The 19,089-nt window shown below is 69.9% G+C and carries 20 protein-coding genes; 12 read left to right on the top strand and 8 right to left on the bottom strand.

Going from position 1 to position 19,089, the window contains the following annotated elements; all coding sequences use genetic code 11:
* Complete coding sequence (locus tag ACZ6ZD_RS12115; protein ID WP_171675624.1) at nucleotides 1-774, top strand: thiazole synthase; 774 nt, start codon at nucleotides 1-3, stop codon at nucleotides 772-774.
* Here the strand turns inward: ACZ6ZD_RS12115 and ACZ6ZD_RS12110 are convergent.
* Entirely contained in the window at nucleotides 771-3,053 is a 2,283-nt protein-coding gene (locus tag ACZ6ZD_RS12110) for a Calx-beta domain-containing protein (RefSeq protein ID WP_465671064.1), read from the bottom strand. The two genes, ACZ6ZD_RS12115 and ACZ6ZD_RS12110, sit on opposite strands and share 4 nt — an antisense overlap.
* 43 nt (nucleotides 3,054-3,096) lie before the next feature.
* Between ACZ6ZD_RS12110 and ACZ6ZD_RS12105 the strand changes: the two genes are divergently transcribed.
* Nucleotides 3,097-3,492 (top strand): RidA family protein, encoded by a 396-nt coding sequence (locus tag ACZ6ZD_RS12105; RefSeq protein ID WP_465671062.1) that lies wholly within the window; start codon nucleotides 3,097-3,099, stop codon nucleotides 3,490-3,492.
* Here the strand turns inward: ACZ6ZD_RS12105 and ACZ6ZD_RS12100 are convergent.
* Both ACZ6ZD_RS12100 and ACZ6ZD_RS12095 read right to left on the bottom strand, forming a co-directional pair.
* Nucleotides 3,479-4,354, bottom strand: a complete 876-nt coding sequence (locus ACZ6ZD_RS12100) for a serine hydrolase (RefSeq protein WP_465671060.1) — start codon at nucleotides 4,352-4,354, stop codon at nucleotides 3,479-3,481. The genes ACZ6ZD_RS12105 and ACZ6ZD_RS12100 overlap by 14 nt on opposite strands.
* A complete protein-coding gene (locus tag ACZ6ZD_RS12095; RefSeq protein WP_465671058.1) occupies nucleotides 4,351-5,214 on the bottom strand; it encodes a LysR family transcriptional regulator in 864 nt (287 codons plus the stop codon). The genes ACZ6ZD_RS12100 and ACZ6ZD_RS12095 overlap by 4 nt, the downstream gene beginning before the upstream one ends.
* A 130-nt stretch (nucleotides 5,215-5,344) precedes the next feature.
* On the opposite strand from ACZ6ZD_RS12095, the gene ACZ6ZD_RS12090 reads away from it, so the two are divergent.
* On the top strand, nucleotides 5,345-6,271 hold the full coding sequence (locus ACZ6ZD_RS12090) for an MBL fold metallo-hydrolase (RefSeq protein ID WP_465671056.1): 927 nt from the start codon (nucleotides 5,345-5,347) through the stop codon (nucleotides 6,269-6,271).
* Nucleotides 6,272-6,346: 75 nt separating this feature from the next.
* On the opposite strand, the gene ACZ6ZD_RS12085 is transcribed toward ACZ6ZD_RS12090, so the two are convergent.
* From ACZ6ZD_RS12085 to nhaA, 3 genes are all read right to left on the bottom strand, one after another.
* The gene (locus tag ACZ6ZD_RS12085; RefSeq protein WP_465672686.1) at nucleotides 6,347-7,129 is read right to left on the bottom strand and encodes a GNAT family N-acetyltransferase; all 783 of its coding nucleotides are present in this window, start codon (nucleotides 7,127-7,129) and stop codon (nucleotides 6,347-6,349) included.
* A gap of 60 nt (nucleotides 7,130-7,189) precedes the next feature.
* Nucleotides 7,190-7,621 (bottom strand): rhodanese-like domain-containing protein, encoded by a 432-nt coding sequence (locus tag ACZ6ZD_RS12080; protein WP_465671054.1) that lies wholly within the window; start codon nucleotides 7,619-7,621, stop codon nucleotides 7,190-7,192.
* Between the two features lie 64 nt (nucleotides 7,622-7,685).
* A complete protein-coding gene (nhaA, locus tag ACZ6ZD_RS12075) occupies nucleotides 7,686-9,572 on the bottom strand; it encodes a Na+/H+ antiporter NhaA (RefSeq protein ID WP_465671052.1) in 1,887 nt (628 codons plus the stop codon).
* Between the two features lie 106 nt (nucleotides 9,573-9,678).
* Between nhaA and ACZ6ZD_RS12070 the strand changes: the two genes are divergently transcribed.
* From ACZ6ZD_RS12070 to ACZ6ZD_RS12030, 9 genes are all read left to right on the top strand, one after another.
* On the top strand, nucleotides 9,679-10,380 hold the full coding sequence (locus ACZ6ZD_RS12070) for a GAF and ANTAR domain-containing protein (protein WP_465671050.1): 702 nt from the start codon (nucleotides 9,679-9,681) through the stop codon (nucleotides 10,378-10,380).
* Between the two features lie 29 nt (nucleotides 10,381-10,409).
* Entirely contained in the window at nucleotides 10,410-10,637 is a 228-nt protein-coding gene (locus ACZ6ZD_RS12065; protein WP_465671048.1) for a hypothetical protein, read from the top strand.
* 4 nt (nucleotides 10,638-10,641) lie between these two features.
* Nucleotides 10,642-11,778 (top strand): ROK family transcriptional regulator, encoded by a 1,137-nt coding sequence (locus ACZ6ZD_RS12060; RefSeq protein ID WP_465671046.1) that lies wholly within the window; start codon nucleotides 10,642-10,644, stop codon nucleotides 11,776-11,778.
* A 21-nt stretch (nucleotides 11,779-11,799) separates the two neighbouring features.
* Entirely contained in the window at nucleotides 11,800-12,468 is a 669-nt protein-coding gene (locus ACZ6ZD_RS12055) for a GNAT family N-acetyltransferase (protein WP_465671044.1), read from the top strand.
* A gap of 184 nt (nucleotides 12,469-12,652) precedes the next feature.
* Nucleotides 12,653-13,792 carry an alanine racemase gene (alr, locus tag ACZ6ZD_RS12050; RefSeq protein WP_465671042.1) on the top strand — a complete coding sequence of 380 codons (1,140 nt, stop codon included), beginning with the start codon at nucleotides 12,653-12,655 and terminating at the stop codon, nucleotides 13,790-13,792.
* On the top strand, nucleotides 13,789-14,757 hold the full coding sequence (locus ACZ6ZD_RS12045; RefSeq protein ID WP_465671040.1) for a D-alanine--D-alanine ligase family protein: 969 nt from the start codon (nucleotides 13,789-13,791) through the stop codon (nucleotides 14,755-14,757). The genes alr and ACZ6ZD_RS12045 overlap by 4 nt, the downstream gene beginning before the upstream one ends.
* Nucleotides 14,754-15,368, top strand: coding sequence for a M15 family metallopeptidase (locus tag ACZ6ZD_RS12040; protein ID WP_465671038.1), 615 nt, complete (start codon nucleotides 14,754-14,756; stop codon nucleotides 15,366-15,368). Before ACZ6ZD_RS12045 ends, ACZ6ZD_RS12040 begins: the two co-directional genes overlap by 4 nt.
* A gap of 119 nt (nucleotides 15,369-15,487) precedes the next feature.
* Nucleotides 15,488-15,634 carry a hypothetical protein gene (locus ACZ6ZD_RS12035; RefSeq protein WP_465671036.1) on the top strand — a complete coding sequence of 49 codons (147 nt, stop codon included), beginning with the start codon at nucleotides 15,488-15,490 and terminating at the stop codon, nucleotides 15,632-15,634.
* On the top strand, nucleotides 15,604-17,160 hold the full coding sequence (locus ACZ6ZD_RS12030) for a DUF8189 domain-containing protein (RefSeq protein WP_465671034.1): 1,557 nt from the start codon (nucleotides 15,604-15,606) through the stop codon (nucleotides 17,158-17,160). Before ACZ6ZD_RS12035 ends, ACZ6ZD_RS12030 begins: the two co-directional genes overlap by 31 nt.
* On the opposite strand, the gene fdhD is transcribed toward ACZ6ZD_RS12030, so the two are convergent.
* Together fdhD and ACZ6ZD_RS12020 are read right to left on the bottom strand one after the other, a co-directional pair.
* The gene (gene fdhD, locus ACZ6ZD_RS12025) at nucleotides 17,157-17,981 is read right to left on the bottom strand and encodes a formate dehydrogenase accessory sulfurtransferase FdhD (RefSeq protein ID WP_465671032.1); all 825 of its coding nucleotides are present in this window, start codon (nucleotides 17,979-17,981) and stop codon (nucleotides 17,157-17,159) included. The two genes, ACZ6ZD_RS12030 and fdhD, sit on opposite strands and share 4 nt — an antisense overlap.
* The gene (locus ACZ6ZD_RS12020) at nucleotides 17,969-19,078 is read right to left on the bottom strand and encodes a molybdopterin molybdotransferase MoeA (protein ID WP_465672684.1); all 1,110 of its coding nucleotides are present in this window, start codon (nucleotides 19,076-19,078) and stop codon (nucleotides 17,969-17,971) included. Before ACZ6ZD_RS12020 ends, fdhD begins: the two co-directional genes overlap by 13 nt.
* Between the last annotated feature and the right edge of the window lie 11 nt (nucleotides 19,079-19,089).

Genomic DNA, 19,089 nt, shown 5'->3' with positions numbered 1-19,089 from the left:
ATGGACGATCCGTTCGAGCTCGGCGGCCGCACGTACAGCTCCCGGCTCATCATGGGCACCGGCGGCTCGGCCAACCTGGAAGTGATGGAAGAGGCGCTCGTTGCCTCCGGCACCCAATTGACCACGGTCGCGATGCGCCGGCTGGGCACGGGACACGAGGGTTCGGTCCTCGACGTGCTCAAGCGGCACGGCATCGAGGTCCTACCCAACACGGCCGGCTGCCACACCGCGGCCGAGGCCGTCCTGACCGCCCGGCTGGCTCGCGAGGCGCTCGGCACCGACCTGATCAAGGTCGAGGTCGTTGCCGACGACCACCTCCTGCTGCCGGATCCGGTCGAACTCCTGGACGCCGTCGAGACCCTGGTCGCCGACGGTTTCACCGTCCTGCCCTACACCAACGACGACCCGATCCTGGCCCGTCGCCTCGAGCAGGCGGGCTGCGCTGCCGTGATGCCGCTGGCCGCCCCGATCGGCTCCGCCCTCGGCATCCGCAATCCGCACAACCTGTCGCTGATCACCGAGGCCGCGCAGGTCCCGGTCATCGTGGACGCCGGGATCGGCACGGCGAGCGACGCCGCCCTCGCGATGGAGCTCGGCTGCTCGGCGGTCATGCTGGCCACCCCGGTCACCCGCGCCGAGAAGCCGGCCCTGATGGCGGCCGCCATGCGGGACGCCGTCAGCGCGGGCCGGGCCGCCCGCCTGGCCGGTCGCGTCCCCCGCCGCTGGCACTCGGGCCTGGCGTCATCACCGGTCGAAGGACTACCGACCAGCTAGTCGTTGTCGCGGATGGTGCCGGTGACCCGCAACGGCAGCCGGGTGACGGCGCCATCCGCCGCAGTGATCACCACCGTGAACGTCTCCGCCTGCTCCCGCAGCTTGTCGTCCTTGATCGGTACGACGAACTGCCCGCTCGTCTTCCCCGGCTCGATCTGCGGGTACAGCCCACCGTCGGGATCCAGGAAGTCCGCCCCGAGCTTGGCCGTCCCGCTCCGCAACTCAGCGGTCAGATCGGCACCCCGATCGGACGGCGCCGACAGCTTCATCGGGAACACCACCCCGCCACGCCCCTCGGTCCCGACGCCCGGCCCGATCGTCACGGTCGGCGTCGGATCGTCGTCCCGGACCAGCCCTTCAGCCAGCGACCGCCCGATGATCGCCTCCCGCGACCCCGACAGCACCAGGATGAACCGCTGGTCCAGCCCGTCCCGCGCGTTCGCCCGCACCGGCACCTTGACCGTCGCCGTCCGCCGTCCCGCCGGGATCGTCACCAGCCCGTGGAACGACCCGACCACGTCGGTCGTGTCCCCCGACGTCTCCGCCCAGAACGACACCGGCCGTGGGCTCACCCGCGAGAGCCGCACCTGGAAGTCCGCCGTCCGGGAATCCCCTTCCCGCATGTCCACATCGGCCACCGTCAGCACCGGCAACTGCCGCGGCCGACTCAAAGCCGGCTTCGAGAACGCCAGATCCGAGAAGTACGCCGTACCGCGTGCGACCCGATCAGTCCGGATCTCCACCGACCGCACGTCGCGCAGATCAACGCCCGTCAACGGCACCCGGACGGTCTGCAACATCACCTTGGGCAGCAGATCCTCGACCTTCCCCGGCAACGGCCGCACCGACACCGGCGTACTGGCCGCCCGCCCACGCCCGTCCACCATGCGCACCGAGAACGAAGTCGACGCTTCTGTTGCCACTCGCAACGACAACGTCGAGTACCGGCGGACGTCGCGATGCCCCGCCGGTAGGTCGAATCGCAGCCGCCCGTCCTTCCCCGTCCAGCTCAGCGCGGTCACCCGCGTCGTCGGCGCCGTCTCGGTCGGCGAAATCGTCGTCCAGTGCGGCGTCCGCCCGTACCCGTCCCGCACGCAGTCCTGAGCACACAGCCGACGCCGAACCGAACCACTCAGGACGCCGGACGCCGAGTCGAGCCGAGCGACGTCGTACCGATCCGGCGACTGCGCGACCACCGAAACCACCGCCCGCCCGGCAGAGCGAGCCCGCGTTCCCGAGCCGTCCAGCAAGGGCAACAACGCTCGCTCACCACCGAGCTCAAGGCGGAAGAACCCAGCAATATAGGCCCGTCCGGCCGCCTCCTGTTCAACAGCCGAGAGTCGTTGCTTCGAGCCCTTACCGCACGGATCACCCGCGACCCGCCAGTCATCCTCAGAAGGCGCGACCGAACGGCCCGGCGTCCATTCGGTGTTGAAGAAGTTGTGATTGGCCCCCATGATCAGGACGGTCGAGCGCGCGGCCGGGTCGCGGGTCATCGAGTACCGCGAATCGTCGTAGTACCGCTGTCCGAACAGGTCGCTCACGTCGCCGTCGCAGTACGGCAGGATCACGCTGAGCGCGATACCGGGCAGGTTCGGCCGCAGGAAGTTGCCCGGCGCCAGCGGCAGGACCGCGCGGATCCCGAACGGCTCCCCCAGCGCGGCATTCAGCTGCGCGGCCCGCGCGACACCTTCGCCACCGCGCGAGTGCCCCATCAGCCCGACCCTTTGCAGGTCGACCCGGCCGACGTACGCCCGGCCGAACGGCCCGCCACCGGACGTCGACCAGCGCTGCCACAGCCGCAGATGCGCGAGCACGAGCTCCGCCCGGGCCAGCGAGCCGGTCAGCTGGGTGTCGAAGTCCGCGACGCTGATCGCGTTCGCGCTGATCGAGACGACCTGATAGCCGTGGCTGGCCAGCGCTTTCGCGGGGGCGTCGTACCCGCGGTAGCTCGGCACCGGCTTCGTCCCCTTCGGGCACGGCCACTCGCCCGGGTCGTCGTTGCCGTAGCAGGCCGCATGGATCCCGTGCAGGAACAGCACCAGCGGCCGCCGGCCGGAATCCCCGACCGGCGTGTAGACCCGGCCGACCAGCTCGCTCTTGATCTTGAACGCCGGAATCTCGGCCACCCGATCGCCCAGGTTGTACTCACTGACGGCGACGCCGTACTTCCCCGCCGCCCCCGGATCGACGGGCAGGAAGGCCGCGGCCCGCGCGGGCACAGCCACGAGGCAGGTCGCCAGCATTGTCAGCGTCAGGAAAACGTTGCGGATCCGCACCCGAACGAGCCTAGGCTGCGAAAGGTCAACTGAAGGAGGCTGGATGAGCAAGCTCGAACACCCGCGGCCCGAAGGCGTTGCTCCGGGCAATGGTTACAGCCATGTCGTCACCGGCGCGGGGCAATGGGTGGCGATCGCGGGGCAGGTCGCCCTCGACGCCGACGGCGCTCTCGTCGGCGCGGGCGACGCGGAGGCGCAGACCCGCCAGGTTTTCGCCAACCTGGACGCAGCCCTCAAGGCCGCCGGCGCGGTCTGGTCCGACGTGGTGAAGCTGAACTACTACATGACCGATCTCGGCGCGCTGCCCAGCATCCGGCGGGTCCGCGACGAGTACGTCGACACCGCCAACCCACCGGCCAGCACGGCGGTACAGGTGGTCGGCCTGTTCCGCCCGGACGCGATCGTCGAGATCGAGGCGTACGCCGTCATCGACGTCTGAGCCGATTGACCGCCAGCTGCGCGGCGGCGCCGATCGTGGCGTCGGCGCGCGGCTGGCGGAAGTCGGCGCGGGCCGTCAGCGTGAACACTGCGATCGCGTAGGCGTCGCCGCCGGGCATCGTGACGACGCCGACCTCGTGGCGGAGCGAGCCGAAGGTGCCGGTCTTACCTGCGACGCCGATGGTGTCGTGCGGGAAGCCGGAGGCCAACCGGTGCTGGAAGATCTGCCGGTGCATGGTCGCCTTCACGAAAGCCGTCTGAGCCTCCGACAGCAGTGAGCCGGTCCAGAGCTGCCGCAACAGCAGCGTCATGTCCCGCGTCGAGGAGGCGGACGCGTTGGCCGCTTCGTAGACGCCGTCCGGGGTGGTCCGGTCGTTGTCGGCCAGCAGAGCGAGTGCGGCGTCCGCGGTGTCGAGCCCGGTACGCCGTTGCAGGTCGCGCAGGTTGTCCGCGGTGCCTCGGCGTACCCACGTCCGTTGCAGACCGAAGGAATCGAGCAGCTCGGCCAACCGCTGCAGGCCGACTACGTCGAGCAGAGCGTCCGCGGCCGCATTGTCGGAAACCGTCATCATCGACACGGCCAGATCGCGCAGCGACATCGTCACCGGATCCGCGAACAGCGAGATGCCGGTCGGACCAGCCGTCCTGGACGTCGGATCGAGCGTCAGCCGCTCCCGCGGATCAAGGACGCCGTCGTCGACCAGCCGACAGAAGGCGGCCAACAGCGGCAGCTTGTAGACCGAAGCCATCGGGACGACGACGTCGGCGTCCAGCTCGATCGCCGCATCCGGCCGGTCGACCGCGACCGCATGCAGCCAGCCGCGGACGCCGGCGTCCTCGAAGACGGCTCGGAAGGCGTTCACGACAACGCCTCCGAGAGCTGGGCCATCACATCGGCCGGGCGGGCGAACGGGGTCCGGGTGCGGGACCACACCAGCCGCAGCCGGGTCGGCAGCGGATCGTCGACCAGCCGCCGCCGTCCGACTCCGGGAGCGGCCAACGACGGGTCTGCGGTCACCAGGATCGCTTGACCAGCGGCAGCCATTGCCAGCCCGGCCCGGTCGTCGGTGACTACCACTGTGCCGCCGTCCGGCCGGTGCAGCGCCAGCGTGTCCAGAAACAGGTCCCGCGCAGCTGGCGCCTCGGCACGCGGTCGGACGGCGATCGGCAGGTCGCCAAGCTCCGAAAGCGTCGATTCGCCTTCCCCATCGCCGGGCACGAGCGCCCAGGTCGGCAGCAAGCGCACCGGACCCGCCTCCAGCCCGTCCAGGACGGCTGGATGCAGGACGACGGCCAGCGTCAGTCGGCCCGCTGACACCTGACCAACCAGGGAGGTGGTCGGCCCAGAGACCACAGTGACGCGGGAACCCGGGAACGCCGTCCCACAAGCCGCTGCGACCGCTGCTCCGGCGGCTGGTGGCACCTCGGGTGCCAGGCCGAGCCGGATCTCCGGGCCTTCGCCGTCCCGGCCCTCTGCGGCCTGCCGGAGTTCGTCGATCGAGCCGAGGGCGCGGCGGGCGTACGGAAGCAGTGCGGCGCCGGCGGCGGTCAGCTCGACGCCGCCCGCGCCGCGGTCGAAGAGCTTCGCGCCGATCAGCGCCTCGAGCCGGCGCAGGCCCTGGGACAGCGGCGGCTGGGTGATGCCGACGACGCGGGCGGCGTCGCCGAAGTGCTGCTCCTCGGCCAGCGCGACGAAAATCTGGAGGTGCCGCTCAGTCAGCATGACGTCGCTGACCTGCGGTGATATCTCCAGGCACTTGCCTCATGCTCCAGAGCATATTCGACATGCGGTCAAGCACTCGCTTTGACTGGAGGCTCCGAACGCTGAGCAGTGAGGAGACGGACCAGTGGCAGTGAGTCGACGAGGGATGCTGGCAGGAGCGGCGGCAGCAGGCGCGGCCGCGGTCGGCGCGGGGGCGGTCCGGCAGGCGACCGCCGCGGAAGCGCCGAAGCAGCAGACGGCCAAGCGGGAGCCGGTCGAGTTCACCTGGCTCGGCACGCACGCCTGGCAGATCCGCTGCGGGAAGCACATCGTGCTGACCGACCCTTGGCTGACCCGGTTCAAGACCGGCACGTTCTCGCCGGAGGGGGTCAACCCGAAGGCCAAGCTGGTGATCGACCGGGCGGTGATCGACCGGCACCTCAGCACCGCCGACGCGATCCTGGTCCACCACGGCCACTACGACCACATGGCCGACGTCCCGTACGTCGCCGCGAAGACCGACGCGACCGTCATCGGCACCCAGACCCACGTCAACCAGCTCAAGGCGATGCGCACGCCGGCCGAGCTGATGTCGCCGGTCCGCGGCGGCGAGTACTTCGACTTCGGCGGGTTCACGATCGAGGTCTTCCCGTCGCTGCACTCCTGCGGCGGCAAGCGGCACAACTACGTCTGGCCCGGCTACCACCTGGACGGCGTCCCGCCGCGCCCGCGGGTGATCGAGGACCTGGTCGAGGGCGGCACGCTCGCCTACGTGATCACGATCGGCGGCCTGCGCATCCTCAGCCTGAGCACGGCGAACTTCGACCCGAACGCCCTGCGTGACCTGGAGGTGGACGCCGTCTTCGTCGCCCCCGGCGGCGAACCCGGGATCACCGACCGCCTCTTCGAGACGATCCGCCCGGTCAAGACCGCTCTGGCCACGCACTGGGACGACTTCGACAAACCCCTCGGCGAACCGAGCGTCCCGTGGACGGACCTGACGCCGCTCCGCACCTCGGTCGAGAAGAGCGGCGCCAAGTTCGTCGTGCTTGATCACCTGGAAAAGATCACGCTGTAGTGCGTACGGACCAACGGGTAGTAGGCACCCGGGCCGGACCCTGGCGAGCGCAGCGGCCGGCCCCCGGGCCTACCTCTACCCGTTCGTTGGTCCGGCGAGGGTGCGGTAGTGGTAGCGGGAGACGGTGCTGAAGCCGAAGCGCTCGTAGAGGGCCAGGGCGGGGGCGTTGTCGGCCAGGACGCTGAGGAAGACCTGGTCGAAGCCGCGGTTTGTTGCCTCGTGCAACAAGCCGCGGATGACCGCCTGGGCCAGGCCCTGCCGACGGAAGGCTTCGTCGACCGCGATGCAGTAGAGGCCGGACCAGCCAGTGGCGTCGATCGCGCCGAGCCGGCCGTCGGCGAGCGCGAGGCGGCCGATCGCGACGATCCGGCCCGCCACACGAACGTCGGCATACAGAGCCGAGCCGCCAACCAGGATCTGTCGAGCCGTGGCCCGCTCGGCAGCGCCGCCGTGACCGTCCGAACCCCACCAGAAGTCCGTCCACTCCGCACTGGGCGACGTGGAAATATTCACCTCGGTCGGCGACAACGGGAGCACCGCGAGGACGTCGGCGATCGCGGCGCACTGGACGAGCGTCGGGTTCTTCAGCTGGTAGCCGCGGGCTTCGAGGTGGGTATCCAGATCGGTCGGCTGGGCCGCCGGGCTGATCTGGAACGACGGCTTGATGCCGTGCGCCTGGTACAGCGATTCCACGTAGTCCAAGGCCTTGCCGAGATCACCCGGCAGGCCGGCCGGGAGTACCGAGTTCGCCCGGAGGGTGACGCCGGCCGTTCGTCGGACCAGCCAGCCGTCAAGCTCGGTGCTGTCCACGGCGGGCCAGCAGCGATTCATCAGGTGGTCGATCCCGACTGTTGTCATCACCTCTCCGAGCCTAGAACTCCCCGGATCGAATTGCAACGAAATGAATGGTTATTCATCTCAGCATGCGCAGGCGATGCCCACCGGAGCGGTCAGCGGATCGGACTGCCGCCGCTCGATCCCGGCAGCGGTCTCGACCGGCAATCCCTCCCGGACCCAGTACTCGAAACCGCCGATCATCTCCTTGACCGAGTACCCCAACCGAGCAAACTCCAACGCCGCCCGCGTCGCGCCGTTGCACCCAGGCCCCCAGCAGTACGTCACCACCCGCACCCCGACTGGTACGACGTCCGCCGCGTGCGCCGCGATCTCCCGCGTCGGCAGATGAACCGCGCCGGGCACATGCCCCTGATCCCAGCTCTCCTGACTCCGGCTGTCGATCAGCACCCACCCCGGCGTCCGCGCTCCAACCTCGGCCGCCACGTCGGAAACATCGGTCTCGAAAGCTAGCCGCCCGGCGAAGTGGGCGACAGCTGCACTCTGTTCGGTCATGCACCCAGCATCGGAGTCCATCTCCGCGCTGAGAAGTGGCGGAAATGACCTGCTACATCAAGATTCAGCCATAGTGCTGGTCGATCTTCGCCCGTGCCCGTGCGACCTTGATCGCCTGCTTGAGCGTCTCCACGTCGTAGGCGCCGTAATGCCGGCGGCCGTTGATGAAGAACGTCGGCGTCCCGGAGACCCCGCTCAGATCGGCCGACTCGACGTCCCGGGCGACGCGCGCGGCGGCGACATGCCGCTTCACCTCGTCGTGGATCCGGTCGTCGTCCAGACCGAGCTGCTTGGAGTACCCCATCAGATCCCGCGGCTGCAGGTTGTCCTGGTTGGCCAGCAGCAGGTCGTGCATCTCCCAGAACGCGCCCTGCGCGTGCGCGGCCTCGGCGACCTCGGCCGCGATCTGCGCCCGCGGATGGACGTCGGACAGCGGCAGATGCCGCCACACGTACCGCAGGTCGTCGTCGGTCAGCAGATCCCGGACGACGGACTCCGCGATCCCGCAGTACGGGCACTCGAAATCGCCGTACTCGACCAGCGTCACGGTCGCATTCTCCGGACCGCGGACGTGGTCGATCTCGGGATCGACCAGGTCGACCAGGTCGATCAGCTCGTCGGCGCGGCCGAGTAGCGCGAGCGCCTTCCGCGGCGGGCTGAGCAGCTTGACCGCGCGGAAGACCGCCCAGGTCACCGCGGATGACACGATCACCGCGGAGAGCAACCCGATCTTCGCCTCGGCCAGCGCCGGCCCCTCGAACGCGATCGTTGCGATCAGCAACGACACGGTGAAGCCGATGCCGGCGATCGTTCCGCTGCCGGCCACCGCCGCCCAACCGACCTGCGGTCCGTAGCGGCCGCGGGAGAACCGGTCGAGCAGCCAGGACACCACTATCACCGCGAGCGGCTTGCCGACGACGTAGCCGATCAGGATGCCGAGTGTGACCGGTGATGTGAAGGCCCGGCCGAGGAAGGCGGCATCGATCGTGACGCCGGCGTTGGCCAGACCGAAGATCGGCACGATCAGGTACGACGTCCACGGGTGGTAGAGGAACTGGAGCCGCTCGTTCGGTGAGATCGTGGCCGTCAGCCCGACCGTCGCCGAGCGCGCCAGCTCGGGGGTCGGCTGCTCGCGGAAGACCCGGAACAGCCCGCTCGCCTGCTCCAGCTCCTCCCTACCGGGCGAGTACGCCGGCGCCGTCAAACCGATCGCGAGCCCGGCCACGACCGGGTCGACGCCGCTGGTGAGCAGCGCACCCCAGGTGATCACGCCGAGAACGACGTACACCCAAGGGTTGCGGACGCGCAGCAGCGAGAGCGCGAGGACGACGCCGAACGCGACCAGCGCGATCGCCAACGGCATCAGCTCGATGTTCTCGCTGTAGACGACCGCGATCACGACCAGCGCCAGCAGGTCGTCGACGACGAACACCGTCAGCAGGAAGACCCGGACCCGATCCGGGACGCCGCGGCCGACCAGCGCGAGCAGACCGAGCGCCAGGGCGGTGTCGGTCGACATCGCGACGCCCCAGCCGTGCGCGGTGTCCGTCCCGGCGTTGAAGGCCAGGTAGATCAGGATCGGCGCGGCCATCCCGGAGACGCCGGCGAGCACCGGGAGGACGAAGCGGCTGCGGTCGCGCAGGTCGCCGAGGTCGAACTCGCGGCGCGCCTCCAGCCCGACCACCAGGAAGAACAGCGTCATCAGCCCGCTGTTGATCCACTCCCGCAACTCCAGGCCGAATTCGCGATGGCCGAACACGAAGGAGAGCTCCGTGCGCCAGAAATCGTCGTACGACGCCGGGGCCAGATTGGCCCACAACAGCGCGAGCAGGATGGCTGCCGCCAGGACGCCGGAGCTGCCGGCCTCGGTGCGCAAGAAGGAGCGCATCGGCGCCGCGAACTCCCGTCGCCAATTCGTCCGGCCGCTCAGCAAGGCCGGGAAGTCCGCCATATTCGCAACCCTACTGCCGCTCCCCAGGCTCCAGGCTGCATGATGTCTCCTGCGGACCGCCCCGGCCCGGGGTACGCCGAAGTAATTGAGACCGTTGGAGCCCCCGTTGACCGAGCAGGATCTCGCCGCAGCCTCGGCGGATGCGTTTGCCCGGCTGGCGATCGAGATGCACGACGCCCCCGGCGTCGAGGAGACGATCGAGGCCGTCGTCCAGTTCGCCCTGCAAGCGCTGAACTGTACGTACGCCGGTGTCGCGCTGTACACGCGCGGTGGCAGTCCGGAGATCGCCGCGGTGACCGATCCGGTCGTCGCGGACGTCTACGGCCTGCAGATCACCAATGACGAAGGGCCGCTGGTCACCGCGCTGCGGGACCGGTCGACGATCCTGATCCGCGACACCGACGCCGACGGCCGCTGGCCCGAGTGGGCGGCGAAGGTCGCCGCGCTCGGCGTCCGCAGCGTGCTCGACGTCCCGCTGGCGACGGGTGACGCGGCCCGCCTGACGGTCGGCGTCCTCGGCCTCTACAGCCCGGAGCCGGACGCCTTCACCGAGGACGACGAGGCGATCGCCCACATCCTCGCCCGGCACGCGTCGGTCGCGCTCGCCGCAGCCCGGCACGAGGAGACGATGGCGCAGGCGGTCGACGCCCGCAAGCTGGTCGGCCAGGCGATGGGCATCCTGATGGAGCGGTTCGACGTGGACGGCGATCGCGCCTTCGCGATCCTCAAGCGCTACTCCCAGGACACCAACACCAAACTCCGCGATGTCGCGCAACACCTGATCGACACCCGCAAGCTCCCCCACTGAGACCCCGGCCGGATGGGATGCTCGGCCTGATGAGCATCGAACTGGTATGGGTCGCGCAGCGACTGCGGACGGACATCATCCGGCTGCGGATCGCCGCCGGACTGCTGGTGGGCACCGGGCTGGTGATGCTGCTCGTGATCTCGCACCCGATGCCCGGGCTGCTGGTGATGCTGTGTGCGCTCTTCGCGCTCGCCGCGACCAGCAGCCGCGCCACCCGGCTCCGGCGGCTGGAACGCAGGATCAAAGAATTAAGCTGACCGAATGGGGAGTTGGCGACCGCTGGACGGGCCGTCCCAGCAGGTGGCGCTGGAGATCCTGCTGGACGGGCCGTTGTCGCGCGCCGAACTCTCCCGGCGGGTGGGGTTGTCCCCCGGGAGCCTGACCCGGCTGACCAAGCCGATGGTCGAGTCCGGCCTGCTGGTCGAGGTGGACGTCGAGACGCCGGACGCTCGGGTCGGCCGGCCGTCGCAGCCGTTGGATCTGGATCCGGCGGCGCATCACTTCGTCGGCGTCAAACTGACCGGCGACACGGCGATCGGCGTCCTGACCACGCTGCGGGCCGAGGTGATCGCGAGTGTCGAGCGGCCGTTGACCGATCACACGCCGTCCGAGGTGGCTGCGTTGGTCCTCGAGCTGACCGATGAGCTGGCAGCCCAGGCGGCTGGGTCGTTGAGCGGGCTCGGCGTCACGCTCGGCGGCCGGGTGGCGAACGGCTCGGAGGTTCGTTGGGGCCCGTACCTGGACTGGGTCGACGTCCCGCTCGGTGAGTTGCTCGCCGCCGGGACCGGTACGCCGGTCGTGGTCGCGAATGACCTGAACGCGCTGACCGAGGCCACCCACTGGTTCGGCGCGGGCCGCGGTACCGACCGGTTCGCGCTGATCACGATCGGCGCCGGCGTCGGCTACGGCCTCGTCGTCCACAACCGGACGGTCGAGAGCCCGGACACCAGCATCGGCCTGATCGGCCACCATCCGCTCGTCCCGGACGGGCCGCGCTGCGATCGCGGGCACCGCGGCTGCGCGATGAGCCTGCTCACGGTCGGCTCGATCACCGACCGGATCGGCGCCGCGCTGGGCCGTCCGGTCGACTACGAAGAGTGCCTGGACCTGGCCGCGAAGGGCGACCCCGCGGCCCAGCCCGTGATCAGCGAGGCCGGTCGCGCGCTCGGCCGGCTGATCGCCGCCGCCGCGAACTTCACCATGCCCGAGCTCGTCGTCCTCGGCGGCGAGGGCGTCCGGCTGGCCGAGGTCGCCCGGGCCGAGCTGCTCGCCGGCCTGCACGCCGATCGGCATCCGTCCGGCGTCGAGCTGCCGATGGTGCTGCAGCCCGCCGACTTCACCGAGTGGGCCCGCGGAGCCGCCGTGGTCGCGATTCAGACCTTCGTCCTGGGGACCTGACCGCGAAATACACTCCCGCCCATGGAGCTGGTGAGGCGTTGGATCGCAGGTTGGCGGCTGTGTCGGGGACTCGAACCCCCAGTTGAGTACGTCGAGGCGATCTTCGCCCAGATCAACGCACCCAGCCGGGAACGCGAGCTGTTCGCCTCCTCCGCGGACTACGTCGAGCGCCTGGCGCCGCTTGCCACCGAGACGACCTGGCTCACCGTAACCACGACCGCGCAGGACGCCGCGGCCGTCGCCGAGCAGTTCAGCGCCGTCGGGTTGCAGCCGTTCGACGAGCTGAAGACGCTGATGACCCGGCCGCTCGCGGGCCATCCGGTCGCGACAGCGCCGCCGGCGTACGACGTCCTCGTCGTCGATGAGGGCCCGCTGATCTATGTGCATGTGCATGCCGAGGACGGCAGCGTCGCCGCTCATGGGATGGCAGCCGTGGTCGGCTCCGATGTGGTCATGCACGATATCGAGACCAAAGTGGCCCACCAGCGGCGCGGCCTCGGCCGGGTCGTCATGGACAGCTTGGTCCGGCGCGCGAGCGAACGCGGCGCCGACCACGGCCTGTTGATGGCCACCGACGTCGGCACGCGCCTCTATCAGGCACTCGACTGGTCGACCGAGGCGATCCTGGTGACGGCGACCGGGCCGACTCCGGCACGCGGCGACCTGGCAGCAACTCTCAGTAGCATCTGACTACCGAGAGTCGCGGATTTGTCTCAGCGGCCGTCCCCGGCGAAGGTGTTGGGGGCGAACGGTGAACCATGAGTGGGAGCTCGGCGTCAGATCAGGAGTACGACTCAGGTCGTACGCAAGATCTCCGCAACATCCGTCCGCGATCCGATGCAGTTGATGGTTGCCAGCTACAACAATGAGGAACATGAACGTGGTCCAGGCCCGGCAGCGTCCGGCGCCGGTGGGTATCGCCGGCCTCTCCGAGGCGGTGATCGACCTGTCGGCGATCCGTGACAACGTCCGGACGTTCCGTCGGCTGGCCCCGCGGCAGGACGTGCTGGCGGTGGTCAAGGCCGACGCGTTCGGCCACGGCGCCGTCCCGGTGGCCCGGGCCGCGATCGAGGCGGGCGCGACCTGGCTGGGCGTCGCCCGGGCCGACGAGGCGCTGCAGCTGCGCGCGGCCGGTCTGACCGCTCCGCTGCTGACCTGGCTGTACGACGCCGCCGAGCTGATGTTGCTCGGCGACATGGACGTCGACGTGAGTGTCTCCACCGTCAGCGAGCTGCAGCAGGTAGCCTCCGTACCCGCCGTGAAATATGTCCACCTGAAACTGGACACCGGTCTGCACCGGGCCGGCAGCACCCCTGACCAGTGGATCGAACTCACCCGGGCCGCGGCGCGCCACGAGGCTCTCGGCACGCTCGTGGTCCGGGGGATCTGGTCGCATCTGTCGCACGGCGACGCTCCCGACGCCGTCCAGAGCCGGAAGCAGTTGCAGCTGCTCCGGACCGGGGTGCTGCTGGCCCGGCGCGCAGGATTGACGCCGAGCGTGCTGCACCTGGCCAACTCGGCCGGTGCGATCACGCTCGACGCCCCCGAGCTGGACCTGATCCGGATCGGCGCCGGGCTGTACGGCATCGACGAGACCGGGATCGGCCTGCGGCCCGCGATGCGGCTGATGAGCAAGGCCGCCCAGGTCCGCCGGATCCGGGCCGGCGAGGGCGTCTCGTACGGCCACGACTTCGTCGCCGAGCGCGACACCACCGTGCTCCTGGTCCCGGTCGGGTACGCCGACGGGATTCCGCGGGTCACCGCCGGGCAGGCTAGTGTGCTGTGCCGCGGGGTCCGGATGCCCGTCGTCGGGCGGATCGCGATGGACCAGTTCGTGGTCGACGCGGGTGCCGCCGCGGTCGACCCCGGTGAACCGGTGACGATCTTCGGCGACGGCTCGCAGGGTGAGCCCACCGCCAAGGAGTGGGCCGACTGGGCCGGCACCATCCCGCACGACATCTACTGCGGTATCGGCACCCGGGTGCCGCGCCGCTATCAGGAGGCAACTCGATGAAGGTCGCGGTCGTCATGGGCGGCGCCAGCCCCGAGCACGACGTGTCACTGGCCAGCGGTCGCGGGATCGCGGACGCGGTGACCGAGCTCGGGCACACCGCCGTACCGCTCGTCCTCGACCGCGCCGACGAGTGGGCCGACGGCCTGCACGAGACCATCGACATCCTCCGCTCGGTCGACGTCGTCCTGATCGGGCTGCACGGCGAGGGCGGTGAGGACGGCCGCCTGCAGGGCTTCCTCGAGCAGCTCAAGGTCCCGTACGTCGGCAGCGGCGTCACCGCCAGCGCGGTCGGCCTCGACAAGCACCTGACCAAGGCCGTGCTGCGCGCGAACGGCATCCCGGTGACGCCCGGCGTCCGCCTGTTCGGCGCCGAGACCCGGGACGCCGAGGGCGCGCTGCAGAAGCTCAAGGCCGCGGACGTCGACTTCCCGGTGTTCGTGAAACCCGCGAACGGCGGCTCCAGCTTCGGCGTCGGCCGCGCCACCGACCTGGCCTCGCTCGGCGCCGCGATCGCCGCCGCCGCGGAGCTCGACCCGCAGGTCCTGGTCGAGAAGGAGATGATCGGCCGCGAGATCGACCTCGCCGTCCTGCAGTTCCCGGACGGCCGGGTCGAGGTCGGCCCGGCGCTGGAGATCATCTCCGACCCGGCGCAGCCGTTCTTCAACGCGACCGCGAAGTACGACGCCGAGAGCGCGACCCAGTTCCTGATCCCGGCGCCGCTCGAGCCCGAGCTGGCCGAGCAGCTGAAGCAAACGGCGCTGGAGGTCTTCGAGATCCTCGGCTGCGCCGGTCTGGCCCGGGTCGACTTCTTCCTGCCGACGGACGGCGGCCCGGTCGTCAACGAGATCAACACGCTGCCCGGTTTCACGCCGGCCTCGCAGTTCCCGCGGATGTGGGCCGCGAACGGCTACTCCTACGCCGACATCATCGGAGTGCTGATCGACACCGCGGTGGCGCAGCGGTGACGGTGCTGATCAGCGACGAGCGCATCACCCGGATCGACGTCGTCGAGAGCGGTGAGCCGCTGGTCGACCTGGCGACCCGCGGGTTGTCGGCGTCCGGGACGCAGTACGCCCGGGAAGGCGTCGTCGAGCGGCTCGCGATCGCGGACGCGTTCCTGCCGTCCGGCATCCGGCTGCACGTCGTCGAGGGGCTGCGGCCGCTGGAGTCGCAGCGCGCGATCTACGACGGGTACTGCGCCGAGCTGCGCACGCTGAACCCGGGGATGGCCGAGGCCGAGGTCCGGCGGCTGGCCAGCCGGTTCGTGTCGCCGATCGAGGTGGCGCCGCACGTCGCGGGCGCCGCGGTCGACCTGACGCTGATCGGCGCGAGCGGACCGCTCGACCTGGGCACCGAGATCGACGCGACACCCGAGCAGAGCGACGGCGCGTGCTTCTTCGGCGCGACCAACATCAGCCGGGAGGCTCGGGACAATCGTGAGCTGCTCGCCGACGTCCTCACCTCGGCCGGCCTGGTGAACTACCCGACCGAGTGGTGGCACTGGTCGTACGGCGACCGCTACTGGGCCTTCGGCAGCGACCGCTCGCACGCGATCTACGGGCCTGCCACGCTGTAACCGCGCAGACAAGCTTTTCGTCACCGACCGTACGGGTCGTTCCACCTGGATTGCATCGATTGCCGCGGTCCCGGCTGACTGGTGCCATTTCTCCACCGACCGCCATCGTTGGAGGACCCATGACCCTGCCCAGGTTGTCCCGTCGTCGTGTTCTGCTCAGCATTCCCGCGGTGGCGCTCGCCGCCCGGATCGGCCTGCCGGCGGCTCCGGCTCAGGCCTTGAAGAAGGCGCCCGAGTGCTTGGCCGATCTGATCGGCCCGTCCTGATGGCGAGCATCCCCTGGCTCGCCGACGTACTGCGAGCAGCTGGTCTGCAGGTCGTCGAGGAAGGTAACTGGAAGGCTCGGGGCGTGGCCGGGTCGTTCAATCCGATCGGCGTCCTGTGGCACCACACCGCCGGTAAGTCGAGCGCGACCAACCCGCATCCGTCGCTCGGGATCTGCATCAACGGCCGGCCGAACCTGCAGGGTCCGCTGTGTCAGGCGCTGGTCGACTACCACGGCGTCTTCCACCTCATCTCCGCCAACCGCGCCAACCACGCCGGTCCAGCGAAGGCCAGTGGGTCGATCCCGGCCGGTGACGGCAACACCATGATGATCGGCTGGGAGATCGACTACGCCGGCAATCAGCCCGAGATCGGCATCGTGCAGGAGATGACGCCGGCGCAGTACGACGCGTCACTGCGCGCGACGGTCGCCGTCCTGGAGCAGCTCGGCAAGGATGCGAGCTTCGTCCGCGGGCACCGGGAGACGAGCACCCAGGGGAAGATCGATCCGTCGTTCATCGACCTGGACGTGATGCGGGCCGACGTGACGGCGCTGCTGAACGGGAACGCCGGGCAGGCGTACCGGTATCGCGACCAGCAGCGCGTCGTCGGGGTCGGGACCGGCGGGTCGCTGGTCAGCCTGATGTGGTCGCCGGGCACCGACAAACAGGTGCAGAACTGGGGTTCGAGCAACCTGGCCGGGAAGCCGATCGGCTATGTGCACAACGGCCAGCAGCATGTCTTTGCCCGCGGCAACGACAACACCGTGCGGCACTGGTGGCAGGCCGGGACCGGTAACCCGGTACTCGACACCTGGGGGACCGAGGGGCGGGTGCTGTCGAACCCGACCGGGTTCGCGTACCGGAACCAGCAGCATCTGTTCTACCGCAACCCGGACGGCAATCTGGAGCACAAGTTCTGGGACCAGGGGACGAACCAGATCACGACCGGCGTCTGGGCCGGCGGGCCGTTCGTCGGGAACCCGTTCGCGCTCGTCCATCGCGATCAACAGCACATCTTCGGCCGCGGGCCGAACGGCGAGCTGAAGCACTGGTCCTGGGCGCCCGGACAGAATCCGGCGTTCGACAACTGGGGCGTGCCGTCCGGCGTGACTTCGGATCCGACCGGGTTCAGCAACGGGTCGCAGGCGCATGTGTTCTTCCGGAACGGCACGGGCCAGCTGCAGCATCGGTTCTCGTTGTCGAACGGGCAGGTGCTCGGCGATGTGTGGACCGGCGGGCCGTTCGTCGGGAACCCGCACGCGATCGCGCACAAGAACCAGCAGCACGTCTTCGCCCGCAAGGAGAACGGCGATCTGATCCACTTCTTCTGGTCGCCGACGGTCGACCCGCCGCAGGCCGACAACTGGGGCGCCGCCGGGGTCGTCACCGGCGACCCGATCGGCCTGTCCACGCCGGATGCACATCACGTCTTCTACCGGATCGCCGACGGGTCGATGGAGCACCGGTTCAGGATCGACGCGACGAATCAGCTCGTGACCGACAACTGGGGTGGATCACTGGCCTAGCTCGTGATGCGCTGGTGGTGGGTGTAGACGTTCATCGAGCCGTTGCGGATGAATCCGGCGAGAGTGAGGCCGGATTCATCCGCGAGGTCGGCGGCGAGTGAGCTGGGGGCCGAGACCGCGCCGAGGACAGGGATGCCGGCCATGACGGCCTTCTGGACGAGCTCGAAGGAGGCCCGGCCGGAGACGATCAGGATCAGGCCGGTCGCGGGGATGCGGTTCGCGAGCAGCGCCCAGCCGATGACTTTGTCGACGGCGTTGTGGCGGCCGACGTCCTCGCGGACGACGAGTAGGTCACCGGTCGGGGTGAAGAGGCCGGCGGCGTGCAGGCCGCCGGTGCGGTCGAAGACCTGCTGGCGCTGGCGGAGCGCGTCGGGGAGTACGGCGAGGACGTCGTACCGGAGCCGGACGTCGTCGTCCGCCGGGGAGTATCTGGTTTTGAGGCGGACGGCGTCCAGCGAGGCCTTACCGCAGACGCCGCAGGACGACGTCGTGTAGAAGTTGCGCTCCACGCCGGTGACGGGCGGCGGGACGCCGGGGGCGAGGCCGAGGTCGAGGACGTTGTAGGTGTTACGGCCTTCGTCGTCGCGGGAGTCGCAGTACCGGGCGTCGCGGATGTCGTCGACGCTGCCGATCACGCCTTCGGTGTGCAGGAAGCCGTGGGCGAGCTCGACGTCGTGGCCGGGGGTGCGCATCGTGACGGCGAGGGGTTTGCCGTCGACCCTTATTTCCAAGGGTTCTTCGACCGCGAGCGAGTCGGGGCGGGTGCGATCGCCGTCCGGTCCGATCCGGACGACGGGACGGCGGGCGATCAGCCGCCCCACGGTCGCACTCCCGGGTCGAGTGGCAGCAGTCGCGCGGCGATCGCTTGGGCTGGGCCTGGGTCGACCACCGCCAAGGCATCTGCCGCGGCGGCGCCTCTGAGCATGGCCGATCCGCCGTGGCCGACCGGTACGGCGCCTTGGTCGGTCACGCGGACCGGGACCAGTCTCGTGCTGTGCGGATGACAGTCGAGACCGCCCGGTATCGTTGCGATCGGCAACCGTGCGAGTGGTAATCCTCTGAGCCCGGTGATCGCTGCGACGCCGAGTGTCAGGAAGGCGGCCAGCGCGGCGAACGGGTTGCCGGGTAGGCCGATCACCAGGCGGCCGTCTTGGAGTCGCGCCAACGCCTGCGGATGGCCCGGTCGGCAGGCCACGCCGTCTACCAGGAGTTCGGCGTCCAGCTCCTTGAGTACCGGCCGCAAGTGGTCAGCCGGCCCAGCCGCCGACGAACCTGACACGAACACGACTGCGGCCGAGCTGTCCGCGATCGCCGTCCGCAACGCCGTCCGCGAGTCCGCCAGGTGTTGTACCGAGCCGAGCTCGGCACCCGCCCGGGTCACCAACCCGGGCAGCATCGGCCCGATCGCATCGCGTACCCGGCCCGCGCCCGAGGCGCCCGCCTGTACCAGCTCATCCCCAGTCACCACCACATCCACCACCGGCCGCGGCACCACCACCAACCGGTTCAACCCCAACGAAGCCGCCAACCCCAGCACCGGCCCGTCCACCAAAACCCCAGTAGGCAACACCACTTCCCCCGCGCGGCACTCCTCCCCAGCCCGCCTGATGTGCCGCCCCACCACCACACTCCCCCGAACCCACTCCCCCTCCCGCACAACATCCTCTTCCCGCACCACCCCCGTAGCCCCGCCCGGAACCGCAGCCCCAGTCGTGATCCCACAAGCCTCCCCGTCCCCCAAAACCCCAGCCTGAGTGGACGCCACCCCCACCCACCCCACAACCCGCCAAGGCCCAACCCCACACACCGCATACCCATCCATAGCCGCCCGATCAACCGGCGGCACCGCCGCCCCAGCCACCAACGGCCCCGCCAGAACACACCCCAAAGCCCCCTCCAACCCAACCGAAACCCCCACCCCACCCCGCC

It is taken from the genome of Kribbella sp. NPDC104218 (genome assembly GCF_055584105.1).
This window is presented reverse-complemented; position numbering and strand designations above follow the sequence as displayed.

Excerpts from the sequence above, each read along its gene's own strand:
- ACZ6ZD_RS12115 (WP_171675624.1), top strand. The coding sequence starts at position 1 with ATGGACGATCCGTTCGAGCTCGGCGGCCGCACGTACAGCTCCCGGCTC.
- ACZ6ZD_RS12105 (WP_465671062.1), top strand. The coding sequence starts at position 3,097 with ATGAGCAAGCTCGAACACCCGCGGCCCGAAGGCGTTGCTCCGGGCAAT.
- ACZ6ZD_RS12095 (WP_465671058.1), bottom strand. The coding sequence starts at position 5,214 with ATGCTGACTGAGCGGCACCTCCAGATTTTCGTCGCGCTGGCCGAGGAG.
- ACZ6ZD_RS12085 (WP_465672686.1), bottom strand. The coding sequence starts at position 7,129 with ATGACAACAGTCGGGATCGACCACCTGATGAATCGCTGCTGGCCCGCC.
- ACZ6ZD_RS12080 (WP_465671054.1), bottom strand. The coding sequence starts at position 7,621 with ATGACCGAACAGAGTGCAGCTGTCGCCCACTTCGCCGGGCGGCTAGCT.
- nhaA (WP_465671052.1), bottom strand. The coding sequence starts at position 9,572 with ATGGCGGACTTCCCGGCCTTGCTGAGCGGCCGGACGAATTGGCGACGG.
- ACZ6ZD_RS12065 (WP_465671048.1), top strand. The coding sequence starts at position 10,410 with ATGAGCATCGAACTGGTATGGGTCGCGCAGCGACTGCGGACGGACATC.
- ACZ6ZD_RS12060 (WP_465671046.1), top strand. The coding sequence starts at position 10,642 with ATGGGGAGTTGGCGACCGCTGGACGGGCCGTCCCAGCAGGTGGCGCTG.
- ACZ6ZD_RS12055 (WP_465671044.1), top strand. The coding sequence starts at position 11,800 with ATGGAGCTGGTGAGGCGTTGGATCGCAGGTTGGCGGCTGTGTCGGGGA.
- alr (WP_465671042.1), top strand. The coding sequence starts at position 12,653 with ATGAACGTGGTCCAGGCCCGGCAGCGTCCGGCGCCGGTGGGTATCGCC.
- ACZ6ZD_RS12045 (WP_465671040.1), top strand. The coding sequence starts at position 13,789 with ATGAAGGTCGCGGTCGTCATGGGCGGCGCCAGCCCCGAGCACGACGTG.
- ACZ6ZD_RS12035 (WP_465671036.1), top strand. The coding sequence starts at position 15,488 with ATGACCCTGCCCAGGTTGTCCCGTCGTCGTGTTCTGCTCAGCATTCCC.